Annotated in this window: 17 protein-coding genes; 8 read left to right on the forward strand and 9 right to left on the reverse strand. The window is 73.5% G+C overall.

All coding sequences use genetic code 11. From position 1 onward, the window contains the following. Window positions 1-16: 16 nt before the first annotated feature. Both ABZ780_RS14430 and ABZ780_RS14435 read right to left on the reverse strand, forming a co-directional pair. A complete protein-coding gene (locus ABZ780_RS14430) occupies window positions 17-1810 on the reverse strand; it encodes an HD domain-containing protein (protein ID WP_357486407.1) in 1794 nt (597 codons plus the stop codon). A gap of 128 nt (window positions 1811-1938) precedes the next feature. Beyond that, entirely contained in the window at window positions 1939-3693 is a 1755-nt protein-coding gene (locus tag ABZ780_RS14435; protein ID WP_357010852.1) for a DEDD exonuclease domain-containing protein, read from the reverse strand. A gap of 127 nt (window positions 3694-3820) precedes the next feature. Between ABZ780_RS14435 and ABZ780_RS14440 the strand changes: the two genes are divergently transcribed. The 4 genes from ABZ780_RS14440 to ABZ780_RS14455 all read left to right on the forward strand — a co-directional run bounded on the left by ABZ780_RS14440 (window position 3821) and on the right by ABZ780_RS14455 (window position 8245). Continuing rightward, complete coding sequence (locus ABZ780_RS14440) at window positions 3821-5254, forward strand: NYN domain-containing protein (protein WP_357486256.1); 1434 nt, start codon at window positions 3821-3823, stop codon at window positions 5252-5254. A 203-nt stretch (window positions 5255-5457) separates the two neighbouring features. Then, entirely contained in the window at window positions 5458-5676 is a 219-nt protein-coding gene (locus ABZ780_RS14445) for a hypothetical protein (protein ID WP_357010856.1), read from the forward strand. A gap of 188 nt (window positions 5677-5864) precedes the next feature. After that, window positions 5865-7124, forward strand: a complete 1260-nt coding sequence (locus ABZ780_RS14450; protein ID WP_357486258.1) for a M48 family metallopeptidase — start codon at window positions 5865-5867, stop codon at window positions 7122-7124. Next, complete coding sequence (locus tag ABZ780_RS14455) at window positions 7121-8245, forward strand: glycosyltransferase family 4 protein (protein ID WP_357010860.1); 1125 nt, start codon at window positions 7121-7123, stop codon at window positions 8243-8245. The genes ABZ780_RS14450 and ABZ780_RS14455 overlap by 4 nt, the downstream gene beginning before the upstream one ends. Window positions 8246-8252: 7 nt before the next feature. On the opposite strand, the gene ABZ780_RS14460 is transcribed toward ABZ780_RS14455, so the two are convergent. From ABZ780_RS14460 to ABZ780_RS14490, 7 genes are all read right to left on the reverse strand, one after another. Beyond that, window positions 8253-8921: a lysophospholipid acyltransferase family protein gene (locus ABZ780_RS14460; protein WP_357010862.1), complete on the reverse strand. Its 669-nt coding sequence runs from the start codon at window positions 8919-8921 to the stop codon at window positions 8253-8255. A 22-nt stretch (window positions 8922-8943) separates the two neighbouring features. Then, entirely contained in the window at window positions 8944-9528 is a 585-nt protein-coding gene (locus ABZ780_RS14465) for a TetR/AcrR family transcriptional regulator (protein ID WP_357010864.1), read from the reverse strand. Between the two features lie 78 nt (window positions 9529-9606). Beyond that, the gene (locus ABZ780_RS14470; protein WP_357011225.1) at window positions 9607-11265 is read right to left on the reverse strand and encodes a bifunctional diguanylate cyclase/phosphodiesterase; all 1659 of its coding nucleotides are present in this window, start codon (window positions 11263-11265) and stop codon (window positions 9607-9609) included. Between the two features lie 79 nt (window positions 11266-11344). Further along, entirely contained in the window at window positions 11345-12154 is an 810-nt protein-coding gene (locus tag ABZ780_RS14475; RefSeq protein WP_357010866.1) for an SAM-dependent methyltransferase, read from the reverse strand. A 183-nt stretch (window positions 12155-12337) separates the two neighbouring features. Beyond that, window positions 12338-13006, reverse strand: a complete 669-nt coding sequence (locus ABZ780_RS14480; protein ID WP_007072219.1) for a response regulator transcription factor — start codon at window positions 13004-13006, stop codon at window positions 12338-12340. Between the two features lie 7 nt (window positions 13007-13013). Continuing rightward, window positions 13014-14705 carry a GAF domain-containing sensor histidine kinase gene (locus ABZ780_RS14485; protein ID WP_357010868.1) on the reverse strand — a complete coding sequence of 564 codons (1692 nt, stop codon included), beginning with the start codon at window positions 14703-14705 and terminating at the stop codon, window positions 13014-13016. 14 nt (window positions 14706-14719) lie between these two features. Then, the gene (locus tag ABZ780_RS14490; RefSeq protein ID WP_357486260.1) at window positions 14720-16534 is read right to left on the reverse strand and encodes an AMP-binding protein; all 1815 of its coding nucleotides are present in this window, start codon (window positions 16532-16534) and stop codon (window positions 14720-14722) included. 187 nt (window positions 16535-16721) lie between these two features. Here ABZ780_RS14490 and ABZ780_RS14495 point away from each other — a divergent pair, with 187 nt between their 5' ends. From ABZ780_RS14495 to ABZ780_RS14510, 4 genes are all read left to right on the forward strand, one after another. Beyond that, complete coding sequence (locus ABZ780_RS14495) at window positions 16722-17177, forward strand: SRPBCC family protein (RefSeq protein ID WP_357010872.1); 456 nt, start codon at window positions 16722-16724, stop codon at window positions 17175-17177. Window positions 17178-17208: 31 nt separating this feature from the next. Then, entirely contained in the window at window positions 17209-17901 is a 693-nt protein-coding gene (locus tag ABZ780_RS14500; protein WP_357486262.1) for a hypothetical protein, read from the forward strand. 71 nt (window positions 17902-17972) lie between these two features. After that, the gene (locus ABZ780_RS14505; protein WP_357486264.1) at window positions 17973-18920 is read left to right on the forward strand and encodes an ROK family glucokinase; all 948 of its coding nucleotides are present in this window, start codon (window positions 17973-17975) and stop codon (window positions 18918-18920) included. A 10-nt stretch (window positions 18921-18930) separates the two neighbouring features. Beyond that, the gene (locus ABZ780_RS14510; RefSeq protein ID WP_357010878.1) at window positions 18931-19635 is read left to right on the forward strand and encodes an endonuclease/exonuclease/phosphatase family protein; all 705 of its coding nucleotides are present in this window, start codon (window positions 18931-18933) and stop codon (window positions 19633-19635) included. Window positions 19636-19650 lie beyond the last annotated feature (15 nt).

A 19650-nucleotide genomic window follows, 5' to 3' on the forward strand; every position in this document is an offset into this window, starting at 1 on the left:
CGTGGGGCCCGGCCGGTCACTGCCGATGGTCGACCAGGTCGATGAGCTGGCGCACCACGGTGTCGGGTTCGAGCACCCGGTCGAAGACCGCGACCAGCAGGGTCTCCAGGTCGGGGTAGCCCAGCTCCTCGGAGAGCCGCAGCAGCGGCAGGTCGCTGGCGAGGCCACGGTTGTGCTGGCGCAGGGCCAGCCCGATGGTGGCCCGACCCAGGCGGACCTTGTCGCTGATCGTGATGCCCGGCTCGGTGTGCTCGGCGAACCAGCGGTTGATCTGCATCTGGGCGTGCGGCGACTTGACGAAACTGAGCCATTCGCGGCGCGGGCCCCGCCGTTCCTCACCGGCCTCGAAGCCGCTGTCGCCGTCGTTCTCGGTGAAGATCTCCACCACGTCGCCCTCGTCCAGCTCCGAGCTCAGCGGCGCGAGCCGGCCGTTGATCCGGGCGGCGAGGCAGCGGTCGCCCCGCTCGCTGCCCAGCTCGTAGGCCACGTCGACAGGCGTGGCACCGGCCGGCAGCACCACCTGACGCCCGTCGGCGAAGACCTGGATCTGACCCTCGGCGAGGTCGCAGCGCAGCGACTCGTAGAACTGCGCCGGGTCGGCGGCGTCCGGCTCCCAGTCGAGCACCCGGCGCAGCCAGTCCAGCTGCTCGGCGCGGGCCGCCGCGCCGCCCCGGCCCGAACGCGGAAAGCGGAAGTCGGCGGCGATGCCGTACTCGGCCGACCGGTGCATCTCCTCGGTGCGGATCAGCACCTCGACCGTGCGGTTCTGTGGGCCGCAGATGCTGGTGTGCAGTGAGCGGTAGAGGTTGTTCTTCGGTGAGGCGATGAAGTCCTTGAAGCGGCCGGGGACCGGTCGCCAGGTGCCGTGGATCGCGCCCAGGGCGGCGTAACAGTCGGTGGCCGGGCCGTCGACCACCACCGAGATGCGGGGCAGGTCGTACGGGGCGGTGTGACCGCCGGCGACGGTGTCCTTCCAGATCGAGTAGAGGTGCCGGGGGCGCGGGGACACCTCGGCGTCGACCCGGCTGCGGCGCAACGCCACCCGGGTCCGGGTCACCACCGAGTCCAGGTACGCGTCCCAGCCGGGCCGGTCGTGCACGTGCCGGGCCAGCCGGGCGTGCTCGTCGGGCTCCAGGTGCAGCAGCACCACGTCGTCCAGCTCACGCTTGAGGCTCTGGATGCCCAACCGGTCGCAGAGCGGGACCAGCACCTCCTGGGTCTTGCGGGCGATCCGTTCCCGCGACGCGGCGGAGCGCACACCGAGGGTCCGCATGTTGTGCAGCCGGTCGGCCAACTTGATGATCAGCACCCGGACGTCCTTGGCGGCCGCGACGATCATCTTGCGGATCGTCTCCGCCTCGGCGGCCTTGCCGTAGAACGCCTTGTCGAACTTGGTCACCCCGTCGACCAGGTGGGCCACCTCGCCGCCGAAATCCTCGGAGAGCGCCTGGAGCGTGTAGCGGGTGTCCTCGACGGTGTCGTGCAGCAGCGCCGCCACCAGGGTGGTGGTGTCCATGCCCAGCTCGGCGCAGATCTGCGCCACCGCGAGCGGATGGGTGATGTACGGTTCGCCGCTCTTGCGGAACTGCCCGCGGTGCATGTTCTCCGCGATGGTGTACGCCCGGCGCAACACCGCCGGGTCGGTGCCGGCGTGGATGCTCCGATGGGTGCGAACCAGTTGGGTAACCGGGTCGGAGTCGGTGGTCGGCCAGGTGAGTAACGACCGCAGGCGGCGGGTCAGTGGCAGCTCACCCGACTGGGTCGGCAGGGCGCCCCCCAGGGCGGCGCCGTGTCCGGCGTCGACGTCCACGAGGGACACCTCCTCACCCCGGCTCCGCGCCCGCCGGACCCGGCGGACGGGAGCAGGCCCACGAAACGGGCAGGACTGCACTCCTCTAACAGCCTAAGCGAGCCGACGTAGTCCGATCGGACACTTGGTCATGAGCGTTCGGTCGAGAGTTGGTGGGATGCTCCGCTCTCGGCCTTCGCCAGCAGGTCACGGAAGCGGCCCGCGCCACCGGCTGGCGAGGACCATCCGGAGGACATCTCGACGAGCCGGGTCTCCGATCGCTCCAACCAGGACAGGATGCGTTCGGACTCCTCCGCCGTGGCCGACGGCACCGGGCCGTGCCCGCCCGGCACCGTCTCGGCGGTGGCCCGGATGGTGGTCAGCGTGGGTCGCGGGTGAACGCCCGGCGGGGACACTCCCGCGCCGGCCAGCCGGCCGTGCCGGACCAGGGCCAGCTCCCAGCCGCCCCGAGCGGCCGGCCGGGCGGCGGCCAGCTCGGCGATCCCGGTCAGCGCGGCCAGCCGTTGCATCCGCAGGGTGGCGCGCAGCACCGCGGCCAGCCGGGACCGCGTCACGGCGGCCTCCTCGTAGCGCTGGTCGCGGGAGAGCACCTCGATCCGGGCGAGCAGCGCGTCCACCACCACCTGCGGGTCGCTGGCGGTCGCGGTGCGAAACGGCGCCGCCGCGCGGTCGTCGTACTCGTCGGGGGTGATCTTGTGCTCGCAGGGTGCCGGGCAGCGACCCAGCTCGGCCAGGGCGCAGGCCGGCGTGACGGTGCGCAGCGAGAGCCGGTGCGTGCACTGGCGCAGCGGCACGGCGTCGTGGAAGCCGGCGGCGGCCAGCTCAGCGGACCGCCGGGAGGTGAAGGGCCCGAGATAGGCGGTGTCCGCGGGGGAGATCTCACGGACGATCGACAACCGGGGGTACGGGCCGTCGGTCAGCTTGAGCCAGACCATGCGCTCCGGGTATTTCGACCGCCTGTTGTACGGCGGCGCGTGCGCGGCGATCAACCGCAGCTCGCGGACCTCCGCCTCCAGCGAGTGCGCGCACTCCAATGCCTCGACCCGCTCGGCCGCGGCCAGCATCTCGGAGATCCGGGCGCGCTTCTCGCCGGCGGTGAAGTAGCTGCGCACCCGGGTCGCGATGTCGCCGGAGGTGCCGACGTAGAGCGGCCGGTCGTCGGCCGCCCGGAAGATGTAGACCCCGGGGACCTTCGGCAGCCCCTCGGCCAGGTGGCGCTTGCGGCGCTGGGTCGGGGTGACGGCGCGGGCGAACTCGATGGCGTCGCCGACGGTGTCCACCCGGTGGCCGCCGAGCCGGCCGATCAGCCCGTGCAGCACGTCGACGGTGGCCTTCGCGTCGTCGAGCGCACGGTGGGTGGGCTGGGTGGCGGTGCGGAAGTAGGCCGCCAGGGTGCCCAGCTTGCGGTTGGGCACCTCGTCGCGGGTCAGGACCCGACGGGCCAGCGCGGCCGTGTCCAACACGCGGGGACTGGGCCAGCGGTAGCCGTGCTTCGCGCAGGCGGCCTTGAGGAAGCCCACGTCGTAGGGGGCGTTGTGGGCCACCAGCACCGCGTCGGCGATGAACTCCAGAAAGCTCGGCAGCACCTGCTCGATCGGCGGCGCCGGCACCAGCATGGCCTGGGTGATCCCGGTCAGGACGGTGATGAACGGCGGGATCGGCTGCCCCGGGTTGACCAGGGTGGCCAGCACGCCCAACTGCTCGCCCCCGCGCACCTTGACCGCGCCGATCTCGGTGATGCCGCCGCCGTCGGGCGCTCCACCGGTGGTCTCCAGGTCGACCACCACGAAGGTGGTCGCATACAGGGGCAGTGCCGGGTCCACCCCGCCCGCCGCCGGGTCGAGACCGGCCAGTGACTCCTGGACGTACTCCGCCTGTGCCATCGGCGGCACGCTAGCGCCCCGGTCCGACACTCCCGGCACAGCGGCCTCACCAGTAACCATGGGGCTAGGATGAGAGATCGGCTCACTCACCGGGCGGTGGGCCCACCAACGGTGGGAGACTTGCCACATGCCCCTCACCGAGCCGTACGACGACCACCTCCCGCAGGAGGATCCGGTCGTGGGCGACGGTGCCGTGGGCGACCCGGACATCAGCGAGGATTCCGCCGAACCAGCCGGTGGTGAGCCGGCGGTCGAGCCGGAGCCCACGTTGCCCGAGCCGGTCCGACAGCGGATCGTGGCGCTGACCGCCGCCGTGCTGCCCGCCCTGCCCGCCGACGAGGTTCCGGTGGCGCTGCGCCGGGTGGCCAAGTTCGCCCCGAACCGGCGGGCCCGGCTCGGCGCGCCGGCCATCGCCGCCCAGCTCGCCGCTGATCCGCTGTTCCGGCAGCGGGTCACCGCCCGGGTGCTGACCGACGCCGGCGACCTCGGCGCGGCCGTGATCGAGGGCACCGCGCCGGCCGCCGCCGACCCCGTCGAGGTGGCCGCGCTGGCCTACCTGGCCCGGCCCCGCGGCTGGCGCCAGTTGATCGATGCCAGCGGCGCGGCGGTTCGCGCCGAGGCCGACAGCGCGGTCGTCGCCGAGCTGGTCCGCGAGGCCGAGCAGCGGGCCACCCGCGCCGAGCACGACCGGGCGGTGGCCCGGGTCGAGGCCGAGAAGCTGCGCGACGAGCTGTCGCGCGTCCGTGAGGAGCTGGGCCAGCTCCGCGAGGAGTCCCGCCAGCTGGCCCGTACCCTGCGGGAGACCCAGGCCCGCGAGCGCAAGGCCACCGAGCTGCTGGCCACCGAGCGGGGCCGGGCGGCGCGGGCGAGCGCCGACGTGGACGCCGAGCTGCGTCGCGCCCGAGCCCGGCTCGCCGAGGCGGAGGCGGCGGCCGGGGTGGCCCGCGCCAGCGCCAAGGAGGCGCGCTCGGTCGACGACGCGCGGCTCTGGCTGCTGTTGGAGACCATCGGTCAGGCCGCCGTCGGGCTGCGCCGCGAGCTGGCCCTCGACCCGGTGGACAAGCTCCCCGCCGATTTCGTGGCCGACGCGTTCGCCGAGCAGCCGGGCGCCGCCCCGGCCGGTCCGGCCGCGCGTGCCCGCGACACCGACGATCCGGCCCGGCTGGACCAGCTGCTCGCCCTGCCCCGGGCGCACCTGGTGGTCGACGGCTACAACGTCACCAAGCGCGGCTTCGGCGAGATGTCCCTGGAGCAGCAGCGCAAGCGTCTGATCACCGGGCTGGGCGGGATCGCCGCGCAGACCGGCGACGAGGTCACCGTCGTGTTCGACGGGGCGGAACGGATGCACGGGCTGCCACCGGCGCCGCGCGGCGTCCGGGTGCTCTTCTCCCGCAAGGGCGAGACGGCCGACGAGCTGATCCGACGGCTGGTCCGCGCCGAACCGGCGGGTCGGCCGGTCGTGGTGGTCTCGTCCGACCGCGAGGTGGCCGACGGGGTCCGCCGGCACGGCGCGTACCCGCTGGGGGCCGACTCGCTGCTGCGGCGGCTCGCCCGCTCCTGACCTCGACCCCCGGCGTTGTCGACACGGTCGGGGTGTCGGACCGGCCGGGATACCCCGATATCGCTGATCTGGAGTGGATCTCGCCCGCAACGGTCGGTGCGGACGGTTCTGTCGTACCCGGTGGATAGCGTCGATGTGACCGACGGTGCTCGGCCGGCGACGACAAGGCGCGGGCCGGCATCGCGAGCCGATCAGGAGGCGTGATGCTCATCGACTGCGACGGGTGCGCGAAGCGGGGCACGGGCTGCTCCGGCTGCCCGCTGGCCGCCCTGTTCGACGAGACGTCCCCGGCGGCCGGGCTGGTCGCCGCCGAGGTCGAGGCGATCGAGGTGCTCGCCCGAGCCGGCTTCGACGTGGAGGTGCTGGCCGCGCCCGCGCGCCCCGGCACGGCCCGCCGCCAGGCCCGCCGCCGGGTCGCCTGAGCGCGGCACGCCGGGCGTCCGGCGCGGGACCGCCGCCACGCCGCCCGCCCGGTCGGCTGAGCGCGACACCGCGCCCGGTGCGGGGTTTTCGCGGGCCATAGGATGGGCGGTCACGGCGGGAGGAGCGGCGGCATGAGCGGGGTACGACGCGGCGGCAGCCAACCCGTCGGCGGCGCGGCGGTGCCCCGGTGACACCGCGCGGCTGGGCGCTGCTGACCCTCGCCGGGTTGACCGTGGCGCTGGTGGTGATCGCCGCGCTGCTCATCCCGTGGCACCGGCCGCCGGCACCCCGCGCCGACCAACTGGCCGCGCTGCGCGACCTCCCGGCCGAGCAGGTGGCCCGGGGGCGGGAGTTCCGCGCCGCGCTGCGCCCGGGCGGGTACGCGGCGCTCGCCGTCGGTCTGCTGATCGCCCTCGCCCTCGGCCTCACCCCGCTGGGCAGCCGCCTGGTCGAGCTGGTGGGCCGGCCGTTCGGTGGGCACTGGATCGCGCAGGCGGTGCTCGGCGGGCTCGCCGTGGTGCTCGTCGCCGACCTGCTCACCCTGCCGTTCTCCGCCTGGCGGCAGAGCGTGCTGACGCGGTACGGGCTGAGCACCAACGGCTGGAGCGGTTGGGCCGTCGACCTGCTCAAGTCGTACGCCGTGAGCGCGGTGATCGGCGCGGTCGCCCTGTTCGGCTTCTACGCGGTCATCCGGCTCGCGCCGCGCGGGTGGTGGGCGGTCGGCGCGGCCGGCGCCGCACTGCTGGTGGTGCTGCTCTCGTTCGTGCTGCCGGTGCTCGTGGAGCCGGTGTTCAACCGGTTCACCCCGATGGAGCAGGGGCCGCTGCGCACCGAGTTGATGAGCATGGCCGCCCGCGACGGGGTGCCGGTGCGCGACGTGCTCGTCGCCGACGCCTCCCGGCGCACCAGGGCGGTCAACGCGTACGTCTCCGGTCTCGGGCCGACCCGGCGGGTGGTCGTCTACGACACGCTGCTGCGCGAGGCCACCCCGGCCGAGGTCACGGCCGTCGTGGCGCACGAGTTGGGGCACGCGAAGGACTCCGACGTGGCGGTGGGCACGCTCACCGGGGCGTTGGGCGCGGCGGCGGCGGTGGTGGCGCTCTACCTGCTCGGTTCGTGGGGGCTGCTGCTGCGGCTGGCCGGCGTCGATTCGGTCGCCGATCCGCGCGCGTTCCCGCTGCTGGTCGCCCTGGTCACGGTGGCCGGTCTGGTCGCGGCGCCGGCGCAGGCGCTGATGTCCCGCCGGGTGGAGGCGCGGGCCGACGCGCACGCGCTCGCGCTCACCCGTGACCCGGTTGCCTTCGAGTCGATGCAGCGTCGCCTCGGCTCGGTCAACCTCGGCGATCCCGATCCACCGCGCTGGGAATACCTCTATTCGGCCTCGCATCCGTCCACCGTGGAGCGGATGGCCGCCGCCCGCGCGTACGCCCGGGAGGCCGGCCGATGAGCCGCACGTTGCTGATCACCAACGACTTTCCGCCCCGCCCCGGCGGGATCCAGTCCTTCGTGCACAACCTGGCGGTGCGTCAGCCGGCCGGCTCGGTGGTGGTGTACGCGTCGAGCTGGCGGGGGGCGGCGAAGTTCGACGCCGACCAGCCGTTCGAGGTGGTCCGGGAACGCACCCGGGTGCTGCTGCCCACCCCGCTGATCGCCCGGCGGGCGGCCCGGCTGGCCCGCGCGTACGACTGCGACACGGTGTGGTTCGGCGCGGCCGCGCCGCTCGGGCTGCTCGCCGCGGGTCTGCGCCGCCGGGCCGGGGTGCGTCGGGTGGTCGCGCAGACCCACGGCCACGAGGTCGGCTGGGCGGCGTTGCCCGCCGCGCGTCCGGCGCTGCGCCGGATCGGCCGGGGCGTCGACGTGACCACCTACCTCGGGGAATACACCCGCAGCCGGTTGGCCCGGGTGCTCGACGGCGTGACCGACCTGCGCCGGTTGGCGCCCGGGGTGGACGTGGACACCTACCACCCCTCGGTGGATGGTGAGCCGGTCCGCGTCCGGCTGGGGCTGGCCGACCGGCCGGTGGTGGTCTGCGTGTCCCGGCTGGTGCCGCGCAAGGGGCAGGACATGCTGATCCGGGCACTGCCGGAGATCCGCCGCCGGGTGCCCGACGCGGCGCTGCTGATCGTGGGCGGCGGGCCCTACCGGGCGACGTTGGAGAAGTTGGCCCGGCAGGCCGGGGTGGAGCGGGACGTGGTCTTCACCGGCTCGGTGCCGTCGGCCGAGCTGCCGGCGCACTACGCGGCCGGCGACGTGTACGCGATGCCCTGCCGCACCCGCAACCGTGGCTTGGACGTGGAGGGGCTCGGCATCGTCTACCTGGAGGCGTCCGCGACCGGTCTGCCGGTGGTGGCGGGCGACTCCGGGGGCGCGCCGGACGCGGTCCGCGAGGGGGAGACCGGGTTCGTGGTCCCGGGGCGGGACGTCGCCCAGCTCGTCGATCGTGTGTCCCGGCTGCTCGCCGACCGCGATCTGGCCCGCCAGTTGGGCGCGGCGGGCCGGGCGTGGGTGGAGCGGGAATGGCGCTGGGAGGCGCAGGCGCAGCGGATGACGGCCCTGCTCGCCGGCTGACCGCCGCTCAGGTGCGGGCCGGCCGTGGCGGGGCGTGGTGGGGCACGTACTCCTGGCCGGTGAGTTGCTGGATCGCGGCCATCACCTCGTCGGTGATGGTCCGGATGTCGCGTGGTCCGTTGATCCGGTCGGCGACGGAGATCGGCGGGCCGAACCGCAGGCTGATCGGGTGTCGGCGGGGCAGCCGGGCGTCGACGGGCAGCACCTCGGCGGTGCCGAGCACGCCGACCGGGATGATCGGCACTCCGGCGTCGCGGGCCAGTCGGGTCATGCCGGTCCGGCCTCGGTAGAGCCGTCCGTCCGGGGAGCGGGTGCCCTCCGGATAGATGGCGACGAGGCCGCCGGCACGCAGCACCGGCACGGCGGCGTCGAGGGCGCTGAGGGCCGCCCGACCGCCGCCGCGTTCGACCGGGATCGCGCCCATGCCGTGGACGATCCGTCGGTTGAGCCAGCCGCCCGGACCACGCCCGGTGAAGTACTCGGACTTGGCCCAGAAGGTGACGTGCCGGGGTGCCGCGGTGACCAGGAACAACTCGTCGGCGACGGACAGGTGGTTGCCGGCGAGGATCGCGCCGCTGTGCCGGGGCAGGTGCTCCAGCCCGTGCACCTGGGGTCGCCAGCCCAGCCGTAGGGCGGCGCCGACGGTCAGCTTGGTGAGGTCGTACAGCAGGGGCACGGGTTCTCCGGGTGGTCGGGGTTCAACTGGTGGCGGGGCCGAGGTGTGCGTCGAGTGCGGCGTGCAGCAGGGCGTCGTCGTCAGTGGTGTCGGTGGCCAGCGGCAGGCTGCCCCACGCCCAGAGTTGGGCGATGCCGTGCAGGTTGGCCCAGAGGGCGCCGGCCAGCACCGGGACGGGGGCGTCCGTCGGCCGGCGTACCTGGGCCACCAGGTCGGCCAGGTCGGCGAAGAGCGGCAGGCTCGTCTCGCGCAGCCGCAGGCGGCCGCTGGCCAGCAGGTCGTGCCGGAACATCAGCTCGAACATGCCGCGGTGCTCCGCCGCGAAGTCCAGGTACGTCCGGCCCAGGGCCACCAGTCGGGTACGCGGGTCCGGGCCGGCCTCGCGCATCGTCTGCTCCACCCGTGCGGTGAGGTCGGCGAAACCCTCGCGGGCGATGGCGGAGAGCAGGTCGACGTGGGTGGGGAAGTAGCGACGTGGGGCGCCGTGGGACACCCCCGCCCGGCGGGCGATCTCCCGAAGCGACACCGCCGACTGGCCCTCGCGCAGCACCAGGTCCACCCCGACGGCCACCAACCGGGCCCGCAGACTCGCGTCCTCCACGCTCATAGACAGTGTCTACCAGTTTGCGTAGACACTGTCTATGAGCGTGCGGGGGAGATGTCACACAGCGTCCGGCCAGGCCGGTCAGCGGATGCGGGCAAGAATGCGGTCGGCGGGGGCGGGCGGGCCGAAGTGCCAGCCCTGCGCGGCGTCGCAACCGATCGCCCGCAGCCGCTCGGCCTGCCCGGCGGTCTCCACCCCCTCGGCGGTGACCGTCAGGTCCAGCGCGTGCGCCAGCGAGACCAGCGACGCGAGAATCCGCTCGTCGGTGCGCCCGACCGCCGGCGACCGCAGGCCGGCCACGAACTCCCCGGCGACCTTCAGCTCGGTGACCGGCAGGTCCCGCAGGTACGCCAGATTGCTGTAACCGGTGCCGAAGTCGTCGATGGCGATCCGCACCCCGAGGTCGGCCAGCACCCGCAGCGCGCGTACCGGCTCCTCGGCGGTGCTCATCATCGTGCTCTCGGTGATCTCCAGTTGGAGCCGCTCCGGCGGAAGCCCGGTCTGCCGGAGCAGGGCGAGCACGTCCTGCACCAGGCCGGGCCGGTGCACCTGCCGGACGGCCAGGTTGACGCTCACGAACGGTGCCTGCGCGCCGCCGGCCGACCAGGCCTCCGCCTCCCGGCACGCCTCGGCCAGCACCCAGCCGCCCAGTTGCACGATCAGGCCGGTCTCCTCGGCCAGGCCGATGAAGCTGTCCGGCCGCAGCACGCCCAGCTCCGGGTGGCGCCAGCGGACCAGCGCCTCCACGCCGAGCAGCCGGCCGTCGCGCAGCGAGGTCAGCGGCTGGTAGTCGAGGTAGAACTCGCCACGGTCGAGGGCTGCCGGGATGGCCGCGGAGAGGGCGTACCGGGCCAGCTCGCGGCGGTTGCGCTCGGCGTCGTAGAGCGCCCAGCGCGCCCCGCCGGCCGCCTTCGCCCAGTGCAGGGTGCTGTCGGCGGCCCGCATCAGGTCACTGGGGTCGGCCCCGGCGACCTGGCGCTCGACGATGCCGATGCTCGCCGAGACCTGCAACTCGTGCCCGTCGACCGACCTCGGTGCCCGGACAGCCGCCAGAGCCGCCTCGGCCACCTTCACCATGTCGTCGGTGCCCCCGCTGCCCTCCACCAGGATGACGAACTCGTCCCCACCGAGCCGGGCCACCAGGTGCTCGCCGAGGGTCTGGCGCAACTGCTCGGCCACCATGGTCAGCAGCTGGTCGCCGACCTGGTGCCCCAGGCTGTCGTTGACGACCTTGAACCGGTCCAGGTCGAGGAAACACACCCCGACGCGCTGGGCGCCCCGACCCGGCTCGTTGAGCGCGGCGGTGAGCCGCTCGGTGAACAGCGTCCGGTTGGGCAGGCCGGTGAGCGGGTCGTGGGTGGCCTGGTGGCGAAACCGCGCCTCGCTGGCCCGCAGGGCGCGCTCGGCCTGCGTCCGGGCCATCATCGCGGCCCGGCGGATCGACTCCTGCTCGTCGAGCGTCCGGTCCCGCAAGGCGCGGGCGTAACCGGTCGCCACGGCGGCCAGCAGCCGCGCCATCCGGTCCTCGACGTCCTCGGCCACCAACCCCAGGTCACGCACGAGCCGCAGCTGGATCACCTCGACGGTACGACCCAGCCCCTCCGCGGAGGCGATGTGCGCGGCGACCAGCTCGGCGCCGACCCGGTGCCCGGCTCGCAGGTCGAACGGCTCGGCGAGCAACGCGCCGGCCAGTTGCCCGGTGAGCCGCTGCAGCAGGGCCTCGAGCTGGGCCTGGGTCATCGGCAGGTAGCTCGTGCCGGAGACCGCCTTGGCCCAGGCACGGGCGAAGGTGCCCGGGTGGGTGTCCGCCCCGGGCGACTCACTCACCGAGTCGCCCGACGCCGCCCATGAAGACCGCACGCTCGGCGTCCTCTGCGCTCTCCGGAGTGTCCGGTCGCCACTGCGGCACCCAGACCACGCCCGGGTCGACCAGCTCGAAGCCGTCGAAGAGCGCGATCAGCTCGGCTCGGCTGCGGACCGAGAGCGGATTGTCGGTGCGCTGGTAGACCCGCTCCGCCTCGGCCCGCTCGTCGGCGCTGCGTCCGTCGTCGCTGGCCTGCGACAGCACCAGGTAGCTGCCGGGGGCCAGCGCGTCGCGCAGGGTCCGCAGCAGCTCCGCCGGCCGGTCTTCGTCGGGGACGAAATGCAGCACGGCCACGATCATCACGGCCACCGGCTGACTCAGGTCGAGCAGCTTGCGAATGTCCGGGTGGGCCAGGATCCGCTCCGGGTGCCGCAGGTCCTCCTGCACCACCACGGCGCGGTCGTTGCCGGCCAGGATCTCCCGGCTGTGCGCCACCGCGACCGGGTCGACGTCCACATAGACCACCCGAGACCGCGGGTCGATCCGCTGGGCGATCTCGTGCACGTTGCCGACCGTGGGGATGCCCGAGCCGATGTCCAGGAACTGTCGAACGCCGGCCTCGGCGAGGTGGCTCACCGCGCGACGCAGGAACGCCCGGTTGGCCTGGGCCATCAACGGCGCCTGCGGGACGGCGGCCACCATCGCCTGAGCCGCCGCTCGGTCGACGGCGAAGTTGTGCGAGCCGCCGAGGTAGTAGTCGTACATCCGCGCGACGCTCGGGCGCTCGATGTCGATGGTGTCGGGTGCCCAGTCCGGCCGCTGCATGCGCTCACCCCTTGAGTCCGCGATGCGGGCGTCGCCCGCGCGGGTATTGTGCCCCCGTCGGGACCGCCAGACCATAGCCTGCCGCCAGGTTGCCCTCAACAGCGGTCGATACGCGAAGTCCGCGCCGGCGGGAAGCGGGCGCGGACTTCGGGCGGAGCGTTCCGCTCGACGAGCGGGTGGGGGTCAGAACTTCGGGGCGTCCGGTGCCTCAAGCAGGCCCAGCCGCAGCGCGGTCATCAGCGCCTGCGCCCGGTTGGCGGCCCCGAGCTTCTCGTAGAGCTTGGAGATGTGCGTCTTGGCCGTCGACTCGCTGACGAACAGCTGCTTGGCGATGCCCGCCACGCTCATCCCGTCGGCCAGCAGTCGCAGCACCTGCCCCTCGCGGGGGGAGAGCTGCGGACCGGACGGCGCGAGTCGACGCTTCATCGCCTCGGCCAGGTCGGCGGCGGTGAACGCGCTGGGGGAGGAGGCGGCGTGCCGCGCGGCGGCCACCACCTCGTCGGCCGGCGCGGTCTTCGGCACGAACGCGCTCGCGCCGGCCTCCAGAGCCCCGAAGAGCTGGTCGTCGCCGGCGTACATGGTCAGCACCACGATGCCCATCGACGCGCTGGACTTGCGCAGCGCCCGGGTTGCCTCCAGGCCGCTGCCGTCGGGCAGCCGCAGATCCATGATCACAACGTCCGGCTGTAGGGCACCGGCCTGGCGTACCCCCTCCGCCGCCGTGGCGGCCTCACCGACGACCTCGAACTGGCGGTCGCGCTCGAAGGCGTGCCGCAGGCCCTTACGAATGAGGTCATGATCGTCGACAAGGAGGACCTTGGTGCGGGTGGCCGGTGTCGGACTTGTGGTCATCCTTGGGTTACTCCCCTTCTGATGCTGCGCTACCGCGCACGTTATCGCGCCGGGACGAGGTGCCAAGAACCACCGCCACGGTCGTGCCGCTGGGCTGCCGCGGCCTGATCTCCAACCGGCCCCGGATACGTTCCGCCCTCTCGGCCATGATCGCAAGACCGTACCGCCCGTCGGGGCGCTGGTCAGCCATCCCCTGACCGTCATCCGACACTTCAATTTGCGCGTAGGGGGGATCAACCTCACATGTGACCCAGAGGTTGGACGCCCCCGCGTGCTTGCGTGCGTTGGTCACCGCCTCCTGGGCGATGCGCAGCAGTTCGGCCTCGGTGGCGGCCGGGAGCCGAGCGGTCGACTCGTCCAGCGACAGGTGCACCCGCAACCCGCCGGAGGCACCCACCGTCCGAGCGTACTCGGCGATCGCCGCGGCCAGCCCACCCTGGCGGTCCACCTCACTGCGCAGCTCGAACAGGCTCAGCCGCAGCTCGGTGATCACCCGCGTCACCTCGGCGCGCAGCGTCCGCAGCGCCTCAGCGGTCTCGTCCGCGTCGTCGAAGACGGTGGCCAGGGCGTTGTCGATGCCGTAGCCGACCATCACCAACTCCTGTGCCACCCCGTCGTGGATCTCCCGGGCCAGCCGCTGGCGCTCCTCGTTGGTGGCCAGCGAGCGGACCTCGTCGAAGAGCAGCGCCGCCTCCAGCCGCAGCGCCGCCGGCTGGGTCAGCCCGGTCACCCGGGACACCACCGGGGGCGGGTACGCGTGCGCGGCGTCGGCCTCCAGCACCACCAACCCCACCGTGCGTACCCCGGCGACCAACGGGACGATCAGCGCGGAGACGTCACCGCCCCGGTGCGAGCGGGACTGCGACCGCGCCGCCGTCTGCGCCTGCTGACTGGCCCAGGCGTCGGCGATCGCCGAGTCCGCGTCGAGCGTCGTCTCCCAGTCCACCCGGTCCACACCGGCCTGGGCGAGCACCACGAGCCGCCCGCCTCCGCTGGCCGACAGCACCGCGCCCCGGTCCGCCCGGGCGACCGTGCGCAGCTCCTCCAGCAGGTGCTCGGAGATGCCGCCCGGGTCCAGGGTCGCGCCGGGCAGTTGCCGGGCCACCGTACGCAGCTGGGTCAGCAGCCGGGTCGCCTCGGCGTACGGCTGCGGCTTGCTCTCGGCGCGTACGGCGATCATCCGGTGCAGGGTGCTGGCGGCGTAGAGCCCGAACGTGGCCAGGACCAGCCACTGCGCGCAGACCGCGAGGTAGCCGACCTGGCCGAGTTGACGCCCGTCGCCGACCTCCGTCAACGCGCCGCTGACCAGCAGCGTGGCGGCGGCCACCACGAGCAGCGCGGCGCTCTCGGCGAAGCGGCGACGCAGCGCGGTGACGGTCACCGGCACCGCCAGGTAGGGGAGCACCGCCGAGGCGCCGAGCCCGCCGACCGTGCCGTCGGTCGACGCGACCGCGGCCACCTGGCTCGCGGCCAGCCCCAGCACCACGACCTCGGCCATCCGGCTCAGCGGCCCGATCAGCCGGTGCTGCGGGGCCAGCAGCGCGGGCAGCCCGGCGACCGCCAGCAGCGCGATCCACCACAGCTCGGCGACGTCGCTGGTGGCGAACAGGGTCAGGATCGCCACCAGCGCCAGCATCACCAGGCGGGCGGCCAGGGCCAGGGGATGCGGCTGTGGTGCGGCTGTTGTGGATGCGGGCACGTGACGGATGGTAGTCAGCCTCGATAGATATCGGCGATTTCCGCCGCGTACGTCTTGTGCACGACCTGTCGCTTGACCTTCATCGACGGCGTCATTTCACCGGTGGCCTCGGTGAAGTCCTGGGGCAGGATCCGGAAGACCTTGATCGCCTCGGCCTTGGAGACGGCCTGGTTCGCGGTGTCGATGGCGGACTGGATCTCCGCCCGCAGGGCCTCGTGCTCGCGCAGCTGGTCGACGGGGGTGCCGGGGGCCAACCCGGCGCTCTCCAGGAACGCCGGCAACGCCTCCTCGTCGACGGTGACCAGCGCCGCGATGAACGGTTGGCGGTCGCCGACGACGACGCACTGGCTGATCAGCGGATGTGCCCGGACCAGGTCCTCCAGCACGGCCGGGGCGACGTTCTTGCCCGCGGCGGTGACGATCAGCTCCTTCTTGCGGCCCGTGATGGTGAGGTAGCCGTCGTTGTCGAGCTGGCCCAGGTCGCCGGTGCGGAACCAGCCGTCGGGGCTGAGCACCTCGGCGGTCGCCACCTCGTTGTGCCAGTAGCCCTGGAAGATCAGCTCGCCGGCGATCAGGATCTCGCCGTCGTCCTCGATCCGCACGGTCACGCCGGGCAGCGGCCGGCCGACCGTGCCGATCCGGGTGCCGGTGGGCAGGTTCGCGGCGGCCGCGGGCGAGGTCTCGGTCAGCCCGTAGCCCTCCAGGATCGTCACGCCGATGCCGCGGTAGAAGTGACCGAGCCGGGCGCCCAGCGGCGCGCCGCCGGAGATGGCGTCGCGGCACCGGCCGCCGAGCGCCGCGCGCAGCTTGCGGTAGACCAGCCGGTCGAAGACCGCGTGCTGGGCGCGCAGCGCCAGGCTGGGCCCGCGCTGCGTCTCCAGCGCCTCGCTGTACGCGATGGCGACCTGCTCGGCGCGGGCGAAGATGCCGCCCTTGCCGCTGGCCTCGGCCTTCTGCTTGGCCCCGTTGTAAACCTTTTCGAACACCCGGGGTACGGAGAGCACGAAGGTGGGCCGGAAGTCCTGTAGGTCGGCGACCAGGTTCTTGGTGTCGGCGCAGTGGGCCATGGTGGCGCGGGCCTGCACCACGCCGATCTGGATGAGCCGGGCGAAGGCGTGCGCCAGCGGCAGGAAGAGCAGGGTGGCCGCGCCGGCGTTGAACAGGTTCGGCAGCACCGGCACCGCGTTGGCGATGTCGGCGTACATGTTGCGGTGGGTCAGCATGCAGCCCTTGGGCCGGCCGGTGGTGCCGCTGGTGTAGATGATGGTGGCCAGGTCGCTGGCGCGGACGCCCTTGCGTCGCTGCTCCACCTCAGCCAGCTCGACGGCGGCGCCGGTGTCGACAAGTTCGTCGACCGCGCCCAGCTCGATCTGCCAGACGTGGTCCAGCTCGGGCACCCGGTCGCGTACTCCGGCGATGAGGTCGGCGTGCACGCTGGTCTCCACCACCACGGCGACCGCGCCGGAGTCGGCGAGGATCCAGGCGGCCTGCTCGGCGCTGGAGGTTTCGTAGATCGGGACGGTGACCGCGCCGGCCGTCCAGATGGCGTAATCCAGCAGCGTCCACTCGTAGCGGGTGCGGCTCATCAGCGCGACCCGGGAACCGGGCTGGATGCCAGCGGCGATCAGCCCGCGGGCCACCGCCGTCACCTCGTCGCGGAACTGCAGACAGGTCACTTCCGCCCAGGTGGTGCCGGTGCCGTCGGCGGACGGGGTGGCGCGGGCGAACTGGACTGCGTCCGGTGCGACCTCGGCGTTGTCCCAGACCGGGTCGGTGAGGTTGGCCGCCTCGCCAACGGTGACGATCGGCGGAACAGAGAACTCGCGCACCTGCACTCCTTCGTGCTCGCACTGGCCAGGCGGCCAGCCGCCCGGGGGTGGCGGCACTGTCGAAACTACCCGGCGGGCGGAACGGATGGCACAGGCAGGATGCCTGTTGGGGCTCGTGGCGGCCGGTTCGGCGGGTGGTCGGGGGCGGCGCGGCGCGCGGGAGGTACCCGCCGGGTAGCCTTCGCCCATGGCGGACTCCTCCACCCAGTCGATCATCATCGGCGCGTCACCGGACCGGGTGGCGGCGGTCATCTGTGACTTTTCGCGGTACCCGGAGTGGACCGAGGCGGTGCGGCACGCCGAGGTGATCGAGGAGTACGAGGACGGCTACGCCAGCCAGGTGCGTTTCACCATCGACGCCGGGGTGATGGCCGACGAGTACGTGCTCGCCTACGAGTACGCCGAGGACATCTCGCGCATCGAGTGGCAGCTGGTCGCTCCCTCGAAGATGCAGAAGAGCCAGCGCGGCTCGTACGACCTGGTGGCCAACCCGGACGGCAGCACCACGGTGACCTACACCCTGGAGGTCGAGCTGTCCGTGGGGATGCTCGGCATGTTCCGGCGCAAGGCCGAAAAGATGATCATGGACACTGCGTTGAAGCAGCTCAAGCGCCGGGTAGAAACACCCGGTGCGGCGCAATGACGTGTCCGGCAGCACGGTAGGGGAGCCGAGGGTGGGGGAAACGGATCCGGGTTCGGCCCGGGAAGAGGCGGAACGGCTTGTCGCCACCCTGCTGGCGGGGGCGCGACTGGCCTCCAGCGGGGCGGCGGGTGGTGCGTTCGGCCCGTTGGGCGGGATGTTGTCCGGTGTCCTCGGTCACAGTGCCGCACCGGGCGGCGGCTCCGGCGTCGGCGGTGGTTTCGCCACCGGTTCGGCCGAATGCTGTGTCTGCCCGGTCTGTCGCGGCATCGCCGCTTTACGTGACCCGAGTCCGGAATTCGCCGAGCGGCTCGCGACCGGAGCCGGCGACCTCGCGGCCGGCGTGGCCAGCCTGCTCCGCGCGTTTGCCCCGAGCGAGTCGCCCGCGTCGCCCTCCGCGCCGACCCCGCCGGCACCTGCGGGAACGGCCGCCCCGAGCAGCGGCGGCGAGGCGCCGCAGGCCGACCCGGCCGACCGGCCCGGCACCTCCGATGACGATCACGTGTGGCGCGATGCCACCCGCAGCGGGCATGATTCTCAGCCGGCGCCGGAGCGAGATGTCTGGTCGGTCGCCACCCGGACGGCGGACGCACCCGCCCCGGCCGCCGCAGCACCCGTCGACGAGGCCGGGTCGGTGGCCGCACCGGCACCGACCAGCCGACCCGTGGTGCCCGCATCGCGGGTGCCCGACGACACCGGTGCGGACGCACCGGGCGACGTCGCCTGAGCGCGGGACAACCTGACCCGGACCGGCGTGCCGTCGGCGCGTGGGCCGGACAGCAGAGGGGAGCGGCAGCGGTGACGCTGACCATCGGAGTCGACGTCGGTGGCACGAAGGTGGCCGGCGGTGTCGTGGACGACACCGGCAAGGTCCTCGTGCAGGCCCGACGGGACACTCCCGCCGATGACGTCGGCAAGACCCGCGACGTCATCATCGAACTGGTCAGCGAGCTGGCTGCCGAGCACACGGTGGAGGGCGTCGGCATCGGTGCGGCAGGCTGGATCGACGCCCACCGCTCCACCGTGCTCTTCGCCCCCAACCTGGCCTGGCGCGACGAGCCGCTGCGCGAGTACGTCAGCAGCGCCGTCGGCCTGCCGGTGATCGTGGAGAACGACGCCAACGTGGCCGCCTGGGCCGAGTTCCGCTACGGCGCCGCCCAGGCCGCCGACGACTCCATGGTCATGTTCACCATCGGCACCGGCGTCGGCGGCGGCATCGTGCTCGGCGGTGACCTGGTCCGTGGCGCGCACGGCATCGCCGCGGAGCTGGGCCACATGCTTGCCGTGCCGGACGGCCACCAGTGCGGCTGCGGGCGGCTGGGCTGCATCGAGCAGTACGCCAGCGGCAGCGCCCTGGTCCGCTTCGCCCGGGCCGGCGCCCGACAGGAGCCCCAGCGTGCCGCCGCGCTGCTGGACCTGGCCGGTGGCGAGGCCGAGGCGATCACCGGCCCGATGGTGACCGCCGCCGCGCAGGGCGGCGACCCGGTCTCCGCCGAGGCGTTCGCGCAGATCGGCCGCTGGCTGGGCACCAGCCTCGCCGACATGGCGCAGATCCTCGACCCGCAGGCCCTGGTCGTCGGCGGTGGCGTGATCGACGCCGGTGACCTGCTGCTCGGCCCGACCCGCCGCTCCTACCTCGACTCGCTTGCCCAGCGGGGCCGCCTGCCGGTGGCCGAGGTGCTCCCCGCCGAGTTGGGCAACAGCGCCGGGGTGATCGGCGCGGCCGACCTGGCCCGGCGGATCTGAGGCGGTCGGGATGGGCCAGGGCTCGGGCGTACCACTGCGGGTGGTGTCGTACAACATCCACAGCCAGCGCGACGACACCGCCGCGTTGGCGGCGGTGGTCCGGGCCGCACGGCCGGACGTGGTGATCGTGCAGGAGGGGCCGCGCCGGTTCCGGTGGCGGCAGAAGTCCGCCTCGCTGGCCGAGTCGTTCGGCCTGGTGGTGGCCGCCGGCGGGCTCCCCGCGTTGGGCAACCTGCTGCTGACCAGCCTGCGCGTCCAGGTGTCGGGCACCAGGTGTCAGCGCTTCCCGCTGACCCCGGGCCGGCACCTGCGCGGCGCCGCGTACGCGCAATGCCGGGTCGGCGACGCCCGGTTCACCCTCGCCGGCTCGCACCTGTCCACCGACCCGGCCGAACGTCCCGGGCAGGCCGCCGAGTTCAAGCGCGGGCTGGACGCGGCGAGCGGCCCGCTGGTGGTCGGGGCCGACCTGAACGAGGGGCCCGACGGGCCGGCCTGGGCCACGGTGGCGCACGGGTTGACCGACGCGGCGGTCGCGGCCGACCGGGCGGACCGGCTCACCTACTCGTGCGCGGACCCGCGCCGACGCATCGACGCGCTCTTCGTCGACCCACGGATCGCCGTGGTCGACTACGACGTGGTGGACACCCCGCAGACCCGGCGGGCCAGCGATCATTTTCCGGTCCTGGTGGACCTGCTGCTGCCCAGCTCCGGCTGACGCCTCGCCCGCAGG

This window comes from Micromonospora sp. NPDC047467, assembly GCF_040643095.1.
Classification (GTDB): domain Bacteria; phylum Actinomycetota; class Actinomycetes; order Mycobacteriales; family Micromonosporaceae; genus Micromonospora.